12 protein-coding genes are annotated in these 15,078 nt (G+C 67.0%); 8 read left to right on the forward strand and 4 right to left on the reverse strand.

Going from position 1 to position 15,078, the window contains the following annotated elements; genetic code table 11:
• The first annotated feature begins 110 nt into the window (after positions 1 to 110).
• A complete protein-coding gene (locus K7W42_RS05595; protein WP_224572998.1) occupies positions 111 to 671 on the forward strand; it encodes a DUF402 domain-containing protein in 561 nt (186 codons plus the stop codon).
• Positions 672 to 711: 40 nt separating this feature from the next.
• The gene (locus tag K7W42_RS05600) at positions 712 to 1,419 is read left to right on the forward strand and encodes a hypothetical protein (RefSeq protein WP_224572999.1); all 708 of its coding nucleotides are present in this window, start codon (positions 712 to 714) and stop codon (positions 1,417 to 1,419) included.
• 54 nt (positions 1,420 to 1,473) lie between these two features.
• On the opposite strand, the gene mutS is transcribed toward K7W42_RS05600, so the two are convergent.
• Positions 1,474 to 4,026, reverse strand: a complete 2,553-nt coding sequence (gene mutS / locus K7W42_RS05605) for a DNA mismatch repair protein MutS (protein ID WP_224573000.1) — start codon at positions 4,024 to 4,026, stop codon at positions 1,474 to 1,476.
• A 185-nt stretch (positions 4,027 to 4,211) separates the two neighbouring features.
• Complete coding sequence (locus tag K7W42_RS22915; protein ID WP_255449458.1) at positions 4,212 to 4,334, reverse strand: hypothetical protein; 123 nt, start codon at positions 4,332 to 4,334, stop codon at positions 4,212 to 4,214.
• Between the two features lie 152 nt (positions 4,335 to 4,486).
• Between K7W42_RS22915 and K7W42_RS05610 the strand changes: the two genes are divergently transcribed.
• Positions 4,487 to 4,807: a 4a-hydroxytetrahydrobiopterin dehydratase gene (locus tag K7W42_RS05610; RefSeq protein WP_224573001.1), complete on the forward strand. Its 321-nt coding sequence runs from the start codon at positions 4,487 to 4,489 to the stop codon at positions 4,805 to 4,807.
• The gene (locus K7W42_RS05615; RefSeq protein ID WP_224573002.1) at positions 4,804 to 5,277 is read left to right on the forward strand and encodes an acyl-CoA thioesterase; all 474 of its coding nucleotides are present in this window, start codon (positions 4,804 to 4,806) and stop codon (positions 5,275 to 5,277) included. The genes K7W42_RS05610 and K7W42_RS05615 overlap by 4 nt, the downstream gene beginning before the upstream one ends.
• Here the strand turns inward: K7W42_RS05615 and K7W42_RS05620 are convergent.
• A complete protein-coding gene (locus K7W42_RS05620; RefSeq protein WP_224573003.1) occupies positions 5,267 to 5,923 on the reverse strand; it encodes a cyclase family protein in 657 nt (218 codons plus the stop codon). The two genes, K7W42_RS05615 and K7W42_RS05620, sit on opposite strands and share 11 nt — an antisense overlap.
• A 78-nt stretch (positions 5,924 to 6,001) precedes the next feature.
• Here K7W42_RS05620 and K7W42_RS05625 point away from each other — a divergent pair, with 78 nt between their 5' ends.
• Both K7W42_RS05625 and K7W42_RS05630 read left to right on the forward strand, forming a co-directional pair.
• Positions 6,002 to 8,392 (forward strand): hypothetical protein, encoded by a 2,391-nt coding sequence (locus K7W42_RS05625; RefSeq protein WP_224573004.1) that lies wholly within the window; start codon positions 6,002 to 6,004, stop codon positions 8,390 to 8,392.
• Between the two features lie 883 nt (positions 8,393 to 9,275).
• On the forward strand, positions 9,276 to 10,061 hold the full coding sequence (locus tag K7W42_RS05630; protein ID WP_224573005.1) for a S8 family serine peptidase: 786 nt from the start codon (positions 9,276 to 9,278) through the stop codon (positions 10,059 to 10,061).
• Positions 10,062 to 10,237: 176 nt separating this feature from the next.
• Here the strand turns inward: K7W42_RS05630 and K7W42_RS05635 are convergent, their stop codons facing one another.
• Complete coding sequence (locus K7W42_RS05635; RefSeq protein WP_224573007.1) at positions 10,238 to 12,259, reverse strand: DNA gyrase subunit B; 2,022 nt, start codon at positions 12,257 to 12,259, stop codon at positions 10,238 to 10,240.
• 292 nt (positions 12,260 to 12,551) lie between these two features.
• Between K7W42_RS05635 and K7W42_RS05640 the strand changes: the two genes are divergently transcribed.
• A complete protein-coding gene (locus K7W42_RS05640; RefSeq protein ID WP_224573009.1) occupies positions 12,552 to 14,483 on the forward strand; it encodes a vWA domain-containing protein in 1,932 nt (643 codons plus the stop codon).
• A 33-nt stretch (positions 14,484 to 14,516) separates the two neighbouring features.
• Positions 14,517 to 14,996 (forward strand): hypothetical protein, encoded by a 480-nt coding sequence (locus tag K7W42_RS05645; protein WP_224573010.1) that lies wholly within the window; start codon positions 14,517 to 14,519, stop codon positions 14,994 to 14,996.
• The last annotated feature ends 82 nt before the right edge of the window (positions 14,997 to 15,078 follow it).

Here is a 15,078-nt window from a genome sequence, read left to right on the forward strand (position 1 = left end):
GAGGAAAACCTCTAATTGACCCTCGGGTCAGTTCTGCACAGGCTTGCCTCTCCTCATGGAGCTGGTGGGGGCCTCATCTGACCCAGCGGGTGGGCCCAGTACGCTGGAGCATGGTGACTGAGGTCTCCCAGCTGGCGCATCCTGTCAAGACCGAGCGGCATGACGTGCCGGCCCGGCGCCATCACACGAATACAGGGGTGCGTGCTGTCGATGCCTATCACCTGACGCCGCAGGGTCTGTATGTCTCGCGCCCTTTCACGTCTCACCCACGTGTGCGGCACTGGCAGGCGCACCTGTTGCCAGCTCTGAATCTGGTGGTCTGCCGCTACGACTTTCACGGCGAGCGTGAACATGACTATCACCTGGACGTGGCGGATATCTGGCAGGAAGGCGAGGTCTGGGTGGTGCGCGACCTGTATCTGGACGTGCTGGTGCACGACGGTCTGATGGCCGAGATTGTGGACACCGACGAACTGCTGGCCGCTCGCGCCGCCGGTTACCTGAGTGAACCCGACATGCACCGCGCCGTGGCGATGGCCCACCGCACCCTGTCGGGGCTGGCGCGGGCACGCTACAGTCTGAACAGCTGGTTGGAGGCCCAGGGCATGAATCTGAGCTGGGCCGAAGATGGCCGCCCTGCGCCGGCCCTGACCGAGAGCGTGGGCGGTTAAATCGGCGCGCAGAGGCGGGGCCTCTCTGCTAGCTTCCGCTATGCCTGACCCCGCGCAAGTTCGTCTGGAGGCGGCTCTGCCGGCTGCACTGGCCCGTCTCCGCGCCACGCCGGGCGTGTACGCCGCCCTCTGGTGTGGCAGTGCTGCGCGCGGTGATGGGAACGCCTACAGCGATCTGGACTTTCATGTGCTGGTCGAAGGCGATCTGCGCTGGCGCTCAAACTTTACGGTGGACGGTGTCCCCGTCGAGGTCTTTCACAATCCGGTGCGCAAGGTGCGCGCCATGTTCGCGGCGGGTCAGGGCGACACCATCACCATGTACGCCGAGGGGAAGGTCGTCTGGCCTCACCCGGAACTGGAGGCATTGGTGGCCGAGGCCCAAGCCCTGTACGCCGCTGGTCCTGTCCCCCGGCCCATGACCGAACAACGGCGGTTTCGCCTGCTGGATGAGGTGGCCGATGCCCGCGCCCTGGCAGAAAGCGGCGACCCGCTGCACGCTCTGGTGGCCTGCCGCGCGGCGGAACAGGCGGTGGACGCGCTGTACGCGGCGCGCGGCTGGTGGGAGGTCAAAGCGCAGCGTTGGCTGACTGACTTAGACCAGCGGGAACCGGGTGCCGCACAGGAGCTGCGGGCGGTCTTGACTGAGCCGCCCTCAGCCCGGCAGGCGGCACTGGAAGCCCTGGCCCGGCGCGTGACGGGGGACCTGGCCTACCGCGACGGCGGCAGCGAGCCGCAGCGGGTGGAATAGGGTTAGCGTGAGGCGAGATGGGGGAGAGGCGTACCTAGGTTGTCCCATGTCCCGCTAACTACTCACCGCGTCTACCTCGCCCCGCGCTTCCCGCTGCCAGCGGTGCAGGAGTTCCAGGGCTTGCAGTGGGGTCAGGCGGCCCACATCCAGGGCGGCCAACTCACGGGTCAGTTTCCGGTCGTCGCCCTGCACACTCAGGGCCGAGAGCAGTTTCGCCGCGCGGGTGGTCACAGGGCCAGGCAGGCCCGCCAGGCGCGCGACCTCCACCCCGTAGCTCTGGCGGGCGGCGCCCGGCACAACCTGATGGTAAAAGGTTAGGCCGCCGCTGCCCGCCGCGTCTTCTTCGGCAGCCACATGCAGGTTGCGCAGGCCGGGCAGCTCGCCTTCTAGGCGGGTCAGCTCGAAATAGTGGGTGGCAAACAGCGTCTGTGCCCCGGCCGCGTGCAGGTGTTCCAGCGCCGCCTGGGCAATTGCCAGGCCGTCCAGGGTACTCGTGCCGCGTCCAATTTCGTCCAGAATGACCAGGCTGCGCGCCGTGGCGCCGTGCAGAATGGCCGCCAGTTCGCTCATCTCGACCATGAAAGTGGAGCGGCCCCCAGCCAGGTCGTCGCTGGCCCCAATGCGGGTGTGGACCGCGTCGTAGATAGGCAGCTCGGCGCGGTCAGCAGGCACAAAGGACCCAATCTGATGCAGCAGCGCGCACAGGGCCGCCGTGCGCAGGTACGTGCTTTTGCCCGCCATGTTGGGGCCGGTCAGCAGGACCAGTCGGCCCGCCTCGCCCAGCGTCACGTCATTGGGCACAAAGCGCCCGCCCAGGCTGAGCTCCACCACCGGGTGCCGGGCCTGGGTCAGCCGCAGCTCGCCGCCGTTCCCCTCGGCGGTCTCGGGCCGAATCCAGCCGGCCTCGGCGGCCACTTCGGCCAGGGCAGCCAGCACGTCCAGGTCGCTCAGGGCGCCCGCCGCGTCCGACAGCGCTTCGGCGTGGGCGGCCAGGCCGGCGCGCAACTCGGTAAAGACTTCCAGTTCCAGGCGGCTGGCCGCCGCTTCCAGGCGGGCAATCTCGCGCTCGCGCTCGCGCAGGTCGGGGCGGGTAAAGCGGGCGCGGTCTTTCAGGGTGGCAATCTGGCGGTAATCGGCGGGCACCTTGCTCAGGTGAGGCCCCGTGACCTCTAGATAGTAGCCAAAGACGCCGGTAAAGCCCACCTTCAGGTTGCCGATGCCGGTGCGCACGCGCTCGGTGGCCTCCAGTTCGGCCAGCCAGGCGCGGTGCCCCAGGGCCTCGGTGCGCAGGGCGTCCAGGTCGGCGTGAAAGCCGTCCCGAATCAGGCCCCCCTCGCCGGCCCGGATGGGTGGCTCGTCCACCAGCGCAGCGCGGATGCGCGTGACCACATCCGGCAGCCCGGCCAGACGCTCACGCACGCCGCCCAGCAACCCGCCCTGTCCGGCAAGAAGTGTAGTGACCTCGGGCAGCAGGTCCAGGGTGCGGGCCAGCGCTGCCACTTCCCTGGGCGCGGCGCGGCGGGTGGCCACGCGGGCGGCCAGCCGTTCTAGGTCGTGGGCGCGGTAGAGCAGGGCGCGCACGCTGCCGCGCAGGTCCGGCGCGCGGGTCAGGGCCTCGACACTGTCCAGGCGGGCGCGGATACTCAGTTCGTCCAGCAGCGGCGCGCGCAGCCAGGCGCGCAGGCGACGGCGTCCGCCCGCCGTGCGGGTCTGGCACAGCACGTCGGTCAGGGTGCGGCCCTGGGGCGCCTGCGCCTGAAACAGTTCCAGGGCGCGTACGGCGGCGTCGGGGAGGCGCATGTGCGCGCCGGGTTCAAAGCGCACCACCCGCCGCACCATGTTCAGCTCACCCTGCTGGGTCATCCGGGCATAGCCCAGCACCGCGCCGCAGGCGCGCACCAGCGCGGCGGAACTGAGGGACGGCGGAACTTCGCCTAGCGTTAGAGTTAAGGCGTCGCGGCTCTGGGCTTCGTCAAAGGTGGCGGGCGAGAGCATCACCGGAAAGCGCGCCTGAAAATCAGCCAGCAGAGCGGCGTTGCCCGACAACTCGGGCGCCAGCAGCACCTCGCGGGCGCGGCAGCGCGAGAGTTCGTCATATAGCGCCAGCCGCGTATGAAAGGCCGCGCAGCGAAACTCGCCGGTGGACACGTCCAGCAGCGCCAGCGCGTAGCCGTCGCCTGTGGCCACCGCCGCTAGGTAGTTCTCGTCGGCGCCCAGATGCCGCTCCTCGGTCACGGTGCCGGGGGTCAGCAGCTGCGCGACCTTGCGCTCCATCAGGCCCGTGCCGGGTTCCTCAAACTGGTCGGCCACCGCCACGCACACGCCTGCGGCCAGCAGCCGCTCTACATGGCTGTCCAGCGCCCGCAGCGGCATGCCGGCCATGGGCGTCGAAAAATCCCTGCTGCTCTTGTGGGTCAGCGCCAGGCCCAGAATGCGGGCGGCGCGCTCAGCGTCTTCGCCGAAGGTCTCGTAGAAGTCGCCCACCTGAAACAGCAGCAGCGCGTGGGGGAGACCCTCAGCCACTTCGTCGCGCAGGCGCACATACTGCTCCAGCATGGGCGGCAGCGCCCCTGAACCGGTTCCCTTGAGGACGTTCTGTGCCCGCATTCTGGGCAGGATAGCGCCGGACTGAAAAGGAGAAAGGACTCAGGCGACGATTGGCAGGGGAAAGCATCAGAGCAGGGACGGAGCTGACAAGGTTTCCCCGGCCAGCGGCGTACACCGTTGAGGTGCCGATAAAAAAGCCGATGGGCGAGATCACGCCGTCGGCTTTCAGGTTAAAAAAGTTCGGTTTACTCGTCGCAGCCCAGCGCGCGCAGCAGATCCAGTTCCGTGATAGCGCGGACGGGGCGGGGGGCAGCCAGGGCAGGCCGTGAGAAACGGCGGGGAAACAGACGGCGCAGTAGGGCAGTCATAGGCACACTCTCCTGAAGCTGATGTTCTTCTGATCTTACATGAAGATGCCTTCATAGAATGTGAGTTATGTTGAGTATCGGGCGGGTGGTTTCGGCTGCACCGCGTCCCGCCTCCGGTCCCCTGGACGCCACTTGCGCCTACCATGCCCGCTATGGCGTACGACCCCCGCATGAACTACGATCCCAGCCGCAAACTGACGGACGGTGACGTTCTGGACCGCAAGCCTGAAGGCTGGTGGGGCGACAGCGGCAAGCTGTTTCGGGACGTGCCTTTTGCCAACTTCATGGAGGGTGTGGCCTTCGCGGTGCGCGTGGCTGAGCAGGCCGAGGCGCGCGGCCACCACCCGGACATTCACATCCACTACCACTATGTGCGCGTCAACTTCTTTACCCACGACGCGGGCGGCGTCACTGAGTTGGACCTTGAGAGCGCCCAGGCCGTGAACGCCCTGCTGGAGCAGCCGGCCCCTTGAAACTCCAGATTCCCGATGCCGATGTGCTGTGGGACAGCCTCCCCGCTCTGCGGCGCTTTGAATTGACGCTGACGGTGGAGGCCAGTGACCTGGACGACCTGGCCCATGTGAATAACACCGTTTACCTGGCCTGGTGCGAGCGGGTGGCGCGCGACCACGCCCTGCACCTGGGCATGGGCACCCAGGCCCTGCTAGAGGCGGGTGCAGTGCCCGTGGCCCGTCAGCACGTGATTGATTACCACCGTCCCGCTGTACTGGGCGACCGGGTGCGCGTGCGCACCGCCCTGACTCGGCACGCTGGCGTGCGCAGCGTGCGTGCGTACGCCCTGGACCGCATGAATCCCGGCGACCCACCAGAAGGCGTGCGCCTGGCCGAGTGCCAGACCGAATGGGTGTGGGTCGACCCGGTTAGCGGCCGCCCCAAACGGGCGCCGGCTGGGGTCAGCGCGGCGTTCGGTTTTAGCGGCTAAGTGCCAGGGCGTCGGGCACCGACCCGGCGGCCAGCAGGATGGCCCGTGCCGGGGCGCCGTCCACGCCCACCAGCGGCAGCGGCAGGCACACGAGGTCGTATTCACCGTCCGGCACGCCACTCAGATTCAGCCCTTCCAGAATGAAGACGCCGGCGTCCCGGCAGGCGGCGTGGGCGTCCAGCGTCTTGCTCGTCAGGGGGTCCACACTGGGCGCGTCGGTGCCCAGCAGGCGCACCCCCCGCGCTGCCGCCGCCTGCACAAACGCGGGAGAGAGGGCGACGAAGTCTTCGGGAAAGACGTCCCAGTGCGCCGGTTCGCCGCTGTGCAGCAGCAGCCGTGGTGGCAGGGCGGAAGGCAGGGCGCCCAGCACGCTCGCCTCTACCAGCGGGCCGGTGACCGTCAGCACCTGACAGCGGCCGAGGTACAGGGTCAGTGGCACCTCGTCCAGCCGCGCCCCGGTGTCGTTGTAGTGCCACGGCGCGTCCACATGGGTGCCGGTGTGCGTGCTGGTGCACAGTTCGCCCGTGTTGACCGTATCGCCGGCGGCCATGCGCGCCCCCGCATTCACGCGGAAGGGCGCGTCACCCGGCCAGTTGGGATGGCCTGGGGTCAGGCGGCGTGAGAGGTCATGCGGAAAGGTCAGCATGCGGCCACCATACCGGGCGAGTGGGCTTTGGGTCCGCGCCTCTTGTGGCCTGGCCTACAAAAGCCGGACAATAGCGGTATGACCCTACGGACATTGGGGGGCCTGTCCGTGGAAGGCGTGACCTTCCGGCGGGAAAAGGTGCTGCTGCTGCTGGCTTATCTGTGCATAGAAGGCCCGCAGCCCCGGCGGCGTCTGGCCGAACTGTTCTGGCCCGAGGCCGCCAATCCCATGAACTCGCTGGCGCAGCATCTGGTGCATCTACGCGGCCTGGCCGGTGCCCTGGCCGAAGATGGCCCCCGCGTGGCGGCGGGCATGGCCTGCGACGCCGCCCTGCTGCGGGACGCCACGCGCCGGGGCCGGGCCGCCGAGGCCGCCGCCCTGTACGCCGGCCCCTTTCTGGACGGCCTGGGCATTCCGCTGGGCGCCGACCTGGAGGAATGGGTGTATGACACCCGCGAGGCCCTGGCCCTGGAGGTGCGAGGCGCCCTGCTGACCCTGGGTGCGCAGGCCGCCGCCCACGGACAGCGTGAGGCGGCAGGAGACCACGCTGCCCGCGCCCTGACCCTGGCCGGCGCCCCCCCCGCCGATGAACTGGACCTGCCCCGGCTGCACCACCTGCTGACCCTGGGTGGGCACCCGCTGGCGACCCAGGTGGAGCGTGACGCCCGCACCCTGGGGCTGGACCTGGACGCCGCGCCGCAGACCAGCAGCGCACCTTTCGTGGGCCGAAGTGCGGAACTGGCCGCCCTGGGCGCCCTGACGTCCGGCCAGTTTGTCTGGGTCAGCGGACACGCAGGGATGGGCAAAACGGCGCTTCTGGAGGCCCTGGCCCGCAGCGGCGGCTGGACGGTGTTGCCGGGGCGGCTGGACCTACCGTACGGGACGCTGGCTCCGCTGGGGGCCGCGCCACCAGGAGGCGCCCACGCCGCCGCGCTGCCACTGCGCGACCCGCACCTGAAGTTGGCCATAGACGGCTGGGAGGGCACCGACGAGGCCACCCGCGCGGTCCTGGCCCAGGCGGCGCGTACCCGCCCCGGCGCCCTGCTGGTGGTGACGGGGCGCCTGCACCCGCCCTTTGATGTGGACGCCCACTTGAAACTGGCGCCGCTGACCCCCGACGAGCTGGCAAACGCCGACCTGTATGCCCAGACTGACGGCCACCCAGCACTGGTGGGCGCAGCGCTACGGGGGCAGCCGCTGGACCTGCGACTGGGGGCGCGGGTCCGGGCCTACCCAGCGCCGGTGCGCGACACCTTTCTGCTGCTGGCCCTGCAAGACCAGCCCAACCTGCGCGCCACCCGCGCTGCCCTGGGCCTGACTGCCGACGAATTCGCCCGCACCCTGTCCTTTCTCACGACCGAGGGTCTCACGAGCGAAGCCGGGCGCGTCTACGCCGCTGCCGCCACCCGCGACCACCTGAATCAGGTGCAGGTTCACGCCGCGCTGCTGCACCTGAAACTGGGCCGCGCTCTACCCGAAGCTGACGCCTGGCCCCACTACGAGCAGGCCCGTGACCTCTGGGAAGACCACGACGAGGCCCGCGCTGCCTGCGCGGCCCGCCTGCGTGCCCAGACGCTGCTGAAGCGCGGTTACCCCGGCCCCGCCGCCGCGCTGCTAGACACCCTGGCCGATGTGGCCAGCCTGGCCTTTCCTCACGCCTGGGCGCTGATTGGCGTGGGGAGGTACAACGATGCATACACCCGCCTCAATGCCCTGTCCGAGCAGGCGCAGGGCACACCTGAAGCCCTGGCCGTGCGCGCCACGACCCTGGTGCGGTTAGGTCGAGCAGAAGAAGCGGTGGCGCTGGCAGGGCAGATCGGGGGGAGTGGGCCGGAGGCGGCCCATGCGGCGAGCGTGAAGGCTCATGCGGCTCGGATTCGTGAGCAGTGGGCAGAAGCCCGGCGCCATAGTCAGATTGCTGCTGATTTGTGGCAAGTCAATGGAGATGAGGAGCGGGAACTGGCGGAGTTGGTGATGGTGGCACGGGTGCGGGTAAAGCTGGGAGCAGAGCCACAGGAGGCGTTCCGCGCAGTTCTCGCTTCGACAAATGGCATGCCCAGCGTTCGAGGGCTCGCTCTCGTGAATTATTCTCAGGTTCTACAGGAAGCGTCCCAGTATCAAATTGCTGAAACAGTCATGCTTGATGCACTCCAGGATTTGAAAACGGCTGGCGATTATGCTGGTCTGGCGGGGGTTCACATTAACCTGGGAGTAGCTTTTCACCAGTCTGGCCGTCTTAAAATTGCTGTCGAGCATTATCAGCGTGCTGTTGGCTACCTTAAAGGCAGTGGCAACTTGAGGCATTTAGGTGTTGTTCTGAGCAACCTTAGTGAGATAGAAGGCGATCTGAGCGCCTTTGAAGATTCTTTGAAAATGCTGGAACAGGCTGGGCATCAGGAATTGGTGGCTCAGATTCGCCGGAATGCCCAGCTCAGTGCTTCTCCTCCGGCTTCAACGTTGCAGTCGTGAAATGGACAGCACCAATCATGGCCCGGTCATGCCATGGCGGGCACGCTGTACACCGGAGGTTGGCATGAAAAGACGAGGAAAAGTGTTGGCGGTGTGCGCCGCCGCAGGAATGCTAACGGCGGGCGCCCAGAACGTGACAGCGGCCAATACCCTACGGTTATTCCCGGCGGCAGCGGCACCAGGCGAAACGGCGTGGTTGGTGGGGGCAGCCAATCTAGGGACGCAAGGGCGGATCTGGGTGGGTGGGCAGGCCACGTCATACACCCGCGACGTGGCGTCAGGCTGGCTGGCCTTTCAGGTGCCTAAGACCGCAGCGGGTGGGCCGCAGTTCGTCGGCTTTCAGGGGCCAGTGGAAAAAAGCGCGCTGGTGTTAAATGTCTTGCCAACCGAGGCGGCGGCGCAGAATGTGGTGGCCTACGTTCGCCCCGCTGCGGTGAATACAGTGCAGCGTGAGTACGGAATGCGATTGCGTCGTCTTTTTGAAACCTGCCAGAAATCCTGTCCCCAGGCTGTGAGGGCGGTCATTGAACGTCTGGCGGTGCTTAAGCCGCCGTCCTTCACACCTCTGACGGCGAGAACCGGAGGCGCAGGAAACCCTGGAGCGGTCGGAACGCTAAACCCGAATGTTCTGGCCGTGCCTGCCATGCAAACGCTTGACCTCTCTACGCTGGCGAAGACTGTCCCTGCGGCCACGAATGCTCCTCTCTGCTCCTTGGTGGCTGGGGAGTTTCCTACAGCAGGGCTACCCACTGGACAGGTGCTGAGCTTACTAGGGTTGTTATTCGGTCCGGAAATGCAGATAGACCCTACAACTGTAGGTCATCCCGACCAATCCGCCACACCCTTCAAAAACGAATCTCCTACCACCATTATCAGTAAGGTCATGAATTTCAAAGGCGGCAACGGCAAGGGCGTGACCATCCACATTCTCGACACTGCCAGCGGTCCAGGCCGCGCCGACCCCTTCGTCATGGCCGAGCCGGTCAACTACTACAACGAGATTTACAAAGGCCGCCCGTACCACGGCAGCGTGGCGGGCATGATTGCAGGCACTCTGGCTCCTAATGCAGCCATCAGCTACAAGCCCGTGTGCGACCGCGACGGCCAATGCTCGACCCTTAAAACCGCGCAGGCTCTGTGCGCCGTGGTGGCTGAAGCCAAACGCAGCGGGCGTCATGTGGTGAATCTCAGTGTGGGTGGGCCCTACCCAACAGTGGGTTTGCAGCTGGCCCTGCGGGAGGTAGCGGCGGCTGGGGTGCCTACTGCGGCGGCTTATGGCAACCGCGACGACTGCGCTGGGCTGGTCAAGGGTGACCGCTGCCATCACTTTCCGGCTGACTGGAGCAGTGAGTTCCAGCTGGCTGCTGCTCGGCCCGCTGGCACCATGCTCTACAGCGTGGCCGGCTGGGATATCGCCACGAAACAGATGGCGACCTACAACCGGGGCGTGGGCAATCCTGGCGTGACCACCCTGCCACCCAGCGTGCAGGCGCCCGGCGAGTTCTGGATGGGCGGCCTGCCCTACTTCGGCAGCAGCTTTGCCGCGCCTGTCGTCAGCGGCGTCCTGGCCAACTGGATGAGCTGCCGCGCTGGGGTGCCGCTGCTGCCGCTGCTGAACACGCCAGGGCAACTCCCACTGCCGCTGGCCATCCTGAGCGCCTGCCCGTAAGCCAAAAGAAAAAGCCCGCCCTGTTGACCGGGGCGGGCTTTTTCTTGGCTCAGGTTATACAGATTCAGATGAAATCCGAGTGGACTTGGGAAGCTGCGCAGCAGAGCGAGCAGGTGCGCGAGATGGAAGCGCAGACGGAAAGGCACCGGCTGCGCTGCAATTAAGCGGAATCCGTATTACACGCTGATTTCGGCAAACCTCGCGTTTTCCTGAATAAAGGTCTTACGGGGGGCCACCTCGCTGCCCATCAGGTTCTCGAAGACCTCGTTGGCCACAATCAGGTCCTCAATGCCCACGCGCTTCAGGGCGCGGGTTTCAGGGTTCATGGTGGTGTCCCACAGCTGGTCGGCGTTCATCTCGCCCAGCCCCTTGAAGCGCTGGATGTCGTACTTCTTGCCTTCCTTGTTGGCGCGGGCCACATGCACCTTCAGTTCCTCGTTGGTGTAGAGGTACGTGCCTTTCTTCTCGCGGCCCACCATGATGCGGTACAGAGGCGGCTGGGCGATGTAGAGGTACCCCGACTCCACCACCGGGCGCATGTAGCGGTAGAAGAACGTCAGCAGCAACGTGGCGATGTGCCCGCCGTCCATGTCCGCGTCGGTCATGATGATGATCTTGTGGTAGCGCAGATTGGACAGGTCAAAGTGCATCCGGTCGCCCGTGCCTTCCACGCCGGCGCCAATCGCCCCAATGAGCGCGCGGATTTCAGCGTTCTTCAGAATCTTGTTCAGCTCGGCCTTTTCGACGTTCAGAATCTTGCCGCGCAGGGGCAGAATGGCCTGGAAACGGCGCTCGCGGCCACCTTTCGCTGAACCGCCAGCCGAAATGCCTTCCACGATAAACAGCTCGGATTCGCTGGGGTCCTGCGACGAGCAGTCGGCCAGCTTGCCGGGGAGGTCGTCGTTTTCCAGCGGGTTGCTGCGGCGCACGATATCGCGGGCCTTGCGCGCAGCTTCGCGGGCGCGGGCGGCTTCAGCAGCCTTTTCCACGATGGTCTTGCCGACCTTGGGGTTTTCCTCCAGGAATTCGGCAAACTTCTCGCCCACCACAGCGTTCACGGCCGTTTGCGCCTCGCTGTTCAGCAGCTTGACCTTGGCCTGCGACTCAAACTGCGGGTCTTCCACCTCAACGCTAACCACACAGTAAATCCCTTCCAGCAGGTCGTCGCCGCTGGGCGTGGGGTTGCCGCTCTTGATGAGGTTCTTGTCTTTGGCGTACTTGTTCAGGATGCGGGTGTACGCCGTCTTGAAGCCGGTCAGCGGGGTGCCGCCGTCGCGGGTGCGAATCATGTTCGCGTAGGTCAGGATGTTGTCGCTGGCGTAGGTGTTCGCGTGAATGAACGCGACTTTGACGTTCACGCCGCTGTGGTTGCCCGTCATGACGATGGGCTGGTCATACAGCAGTTTGGTGTCGTCGGTCACCAGGGCGCGGGCGAAATTGGCGATACCGCCCTTCTCATGGAAGATCTCCTGCTTGACCTGTCCGGCGTGCAGTTCGGTGCGTTCGTCGGTAATGACAATTCTCAGCCCAGTCAGGTACCCCAGTTCGCGCAGGCGGTTGCGAATGCGGTCATAGTTGAACTGATTGTCGAACTCCTTGAAGATGGCGGGGTCCGGGTGAAACGTGACGCTGGTGGCCCACGTGACCGTGGGGGGGGTGTCACCGTCAACCGTCAGGGGCTTGACCAGCACGCCCTTTTCAAAGCGGATGTTGTGGAGCTGGCCGTGTTTGTTAACGGTCACGTCGAGGAAGGTACTCAGGGCGTTCACGACCGTCGAGCCGACGCCGTGCAGGCCGCCAGAGACCTTATATGCCCCCTGGCCGAACTTCCCGCCCGCATGCAGCTCGGAAAAGATCACTTCGATAGCGGGGCGGCCCTTGCTCTCCATGATGTCAACAGGAATCCCGCGCCCGTTGTCGGTGACCGTGGCAGACCCGTTGGCGTGCATGGTGATGTGAATTTCGGTGGCGAAGCCGGCAAGCCCTTCGTCAATCCCGTTGTCAATGATTTCGGTCAGGAGCTGGTGGTAGCCGTCCACCCCTGTGCCGCCCTGGACGTACATGCCAGGGCGCTTACGCACCGCGTCCATGCCTTCAAGCATGCTGATGTGACTGGCGTTGTATTCGGCGTCGGGACGGTTGGTCGTGGTGATCTCTTCGACGGGCGAGTCGTGGAGGGTGTCATCGGTTTTGGTCATGTCACTCCTGGGACGCGGCTCCGGGTGGGGCCAGCGTATGATGGGGGAGAGGTGTAGGGAATTGCGCGTCCAGCCGCGCCTTCCAGCTCTGTTCAGTATACTACCAGAGTTGAAAAGGGTCAAATATTTTCTGTAAATAGCAGAATAAGAGAGGGAAAGTTGAAGGGGGAAGAATCGGCGTGTGGGTGGGTGCGCTCGGGCTTCTGGCTGGGGCTGGCCTGGCGGGTAAAGTTGGGTGCCGCTCGCTTCCCCGGTTTCCTGCGCAGAGAGTCGCCGTTACAATGCACGGCGAATGCTCCGCATAGCCCTGCTGTCTGCCTCATTGCTGGCCAGCGCCGCCAGCGCGCAGGAGGTGGCGTGCGCGCTGCCTCAGGCGCCGCTGCCGACCCGGACGCGGGCTGTCTTTGTGCTGGACACCAGCGGCAGCATGCGTGGTATCGGAGACGGGCGGGCCGACATCTTCGAGCGGGTCAAGGCCAGTATCGGGGCGTACGTACGTTCGCAGCAGCCGGACCAGGTGGAACTGATGACCTTCGATTCAGGTCTGCGCTCGCGCCGCACCTTCACGCGCCCTGCAGGCACCCCGGCGTGGAATGCGGCGCTGGGTGGCCTGCAGGCCGACGGCGAGAACACCTATCTCTACCGCAGCCTGCGTGACGCCCTGGCGCCCCTGTCGGCAGCAGGCGGCGCGGTCACGCAAGTGTTCGTGCTCACCGACGGCCGCGACAACGACACCCGGGCGGCAGGTCAGGCGGTCAGTCCCCAGGCCGCGCTGGCGGCGTTTCAGGGACGCGGCGTCCTGGACCGCCTGACCTACATTGCGCTGGGCACCGATATTCCCCCCGAAGCCCAGGCCGCTGTGCGCGCCAGTGCCTACGCCAGCGGCCTGACTGTGCCGGTGGGCGAGGTGCCGGCCCTGACCGCTGCGGGCCTGGAAGGCGGGCTGAGGGTGGCCGGCAGTGATGGCACCCTCTCCAGTCCCTTTCCGGCGGGCACACCACTGACGGTGGCGGGCGCGGAGCTGCGCAGTAGCGCTGGCGCCCTGACCCTGACCGACCTGCGCCCAGGCCGAGCGGCGCTGCTGTGTGCGCCGCCGGCCGCTGGCTCCGGCTGGCTGGCCCCCCGGCCCCGGCGGGTGCTCGTGCGCGCCGAATTGCCGGCCGGGGCCCTGCGCTGGTTGAACCCTGGCGCGGCGCGGCAACTGCGGGCGGGCGACGACCTGGTGCTGCGATACCGCGCGGCGCCGGGCCTGAATCCGGCGGCGGCCACGCTAGGCGGCCTGGGAGAAGGCGTACGCGGCAGCCTGGACGCGCGGCCCGGCGCGCGGGAATTTGCGGTGCGCCTAACTGGCCTCAGGGTCCAGCCAGGTCAGACGTTCGTTCCCACCCTGACCTTTCCGGGGTCGCCTCCTCTGGCGCTGCCTGAACTGGTGGGGGCGGCGGGGGGCCGGGTGCCGCCTGAGCCGGTCGGGTCATCGCCGCCGGCCACACCGGCCCGCGCGGTGCCGGCGCCCTCGGCGGTGTCGCTGCTGGTAGGGGCGTTGGTGGCCGCGCTCCTGGTTCTGGCGGCCCTCAGTCTGCGCCGCCCTGCCGCGCCGCGCGCCCGTCTGCGCCCCAGTGCGCCGCCCGCCGTTGAGGGCATTACCTACCGCGAGGACCGTACGCTCTCGCTGGTGTCGGCCAGCGGGGACGTAACGGGGGTGCCCACGCCTCTGGGCGGCCCCTTCGATCTGGGGCAACTGTCCAGCGTGCCGCACCTCAGCGGCCTGCGCGCCGAGCAGCACCGCGCCGGCCTGCGGATTTTGCGCGTGCCGCCGGACCTGGAAGTCAGCCAGGGGGCGCGGCTGGTGCAGCCGGGCGACGTGATTCGGCCGGGCACGCTGCTGGGGGTGGCGGTGGCCCGCCCGGCACGCGCGCCTCATCCCACCCTGGGTGAACTGACCGGTCTGGGGCTGCCGCTGGCGCTGCACACCGCCGGGCCCACCTTGCGGGTGCGCGGGCCTTACGGCGAACACGCCCTGACCCTGCACGCGCCGGTCACCGACCTGGGCCGCGTGCTGCGGGCGCCCGCCCTGGAAGACCTGACGGTCAGCCTCAGTGGGCGCGAACTGCTGCTGCTGCGCGTCCCGGCCCACCTTCAGGTGCGGGCTGCGGGCGAGGCCCAGCCCCTGCTCGGCGGAGCGGCGCTGCCGGCCCACGCGGTCGTGGACTTCCTGGCCGGCTGAGGGGCCGGCGCGTCCCCTGCTACGCTGGCAGCCATGGAGTTCCTGCGCCAGCTGCACGGGTATCAGATTGTCGGGTTTCCTATCCCGCTGTTTCCCACCCCATTGGCCCTGCTGACCCTGGTGCTGTTTGTCTGGAGCCTGGGGCCGGCGCTGAAACTGCAGGTCGGGACGCCTTTTCTGGTGTGGCTGCGCCTGACGTGGGCCGGGCTGCTCCTGCCGGGCGTGACGGGCATCCTGCTGGCGCTGGGCGGCCTGAAAGTGCCCAGTGCCACCGATGTGGGCGGCGCCACCAAGTACGGTTACGCCGCTGACCCCAGCCGCGACTGGGAACACTGGATGTACACGGCCTTTTGCCTGCTGACCCTGTACATCATTGAGGTGCTGGTCAAGGGGCGAATGGTCGAGCACCGCATCGGCCTGAGGCTGCTGCCCGTGGCGACGCTGTTTCTGTACGGCTGCGCCTACATGGTAGGGCGTGTGGCGGTCTTTCCGGGCAGTACCCCCGGCACCTGAACCGAAAAGCCAATCGCTCCAGCGGCCCTGGCACTGCCAGGATGACGCTGTGGCCCGCCGCCGATGAAATCCGAACAGACTC

This window comes from Deinococcus betulae, from assembly GCF_020166395.1.
Taxonomy (GTDB): Bacteria; Deinococcota; Deinococci; order Deinococcales; family Deinococcaceae; genus Deinococcus; species Deinococcus betulae.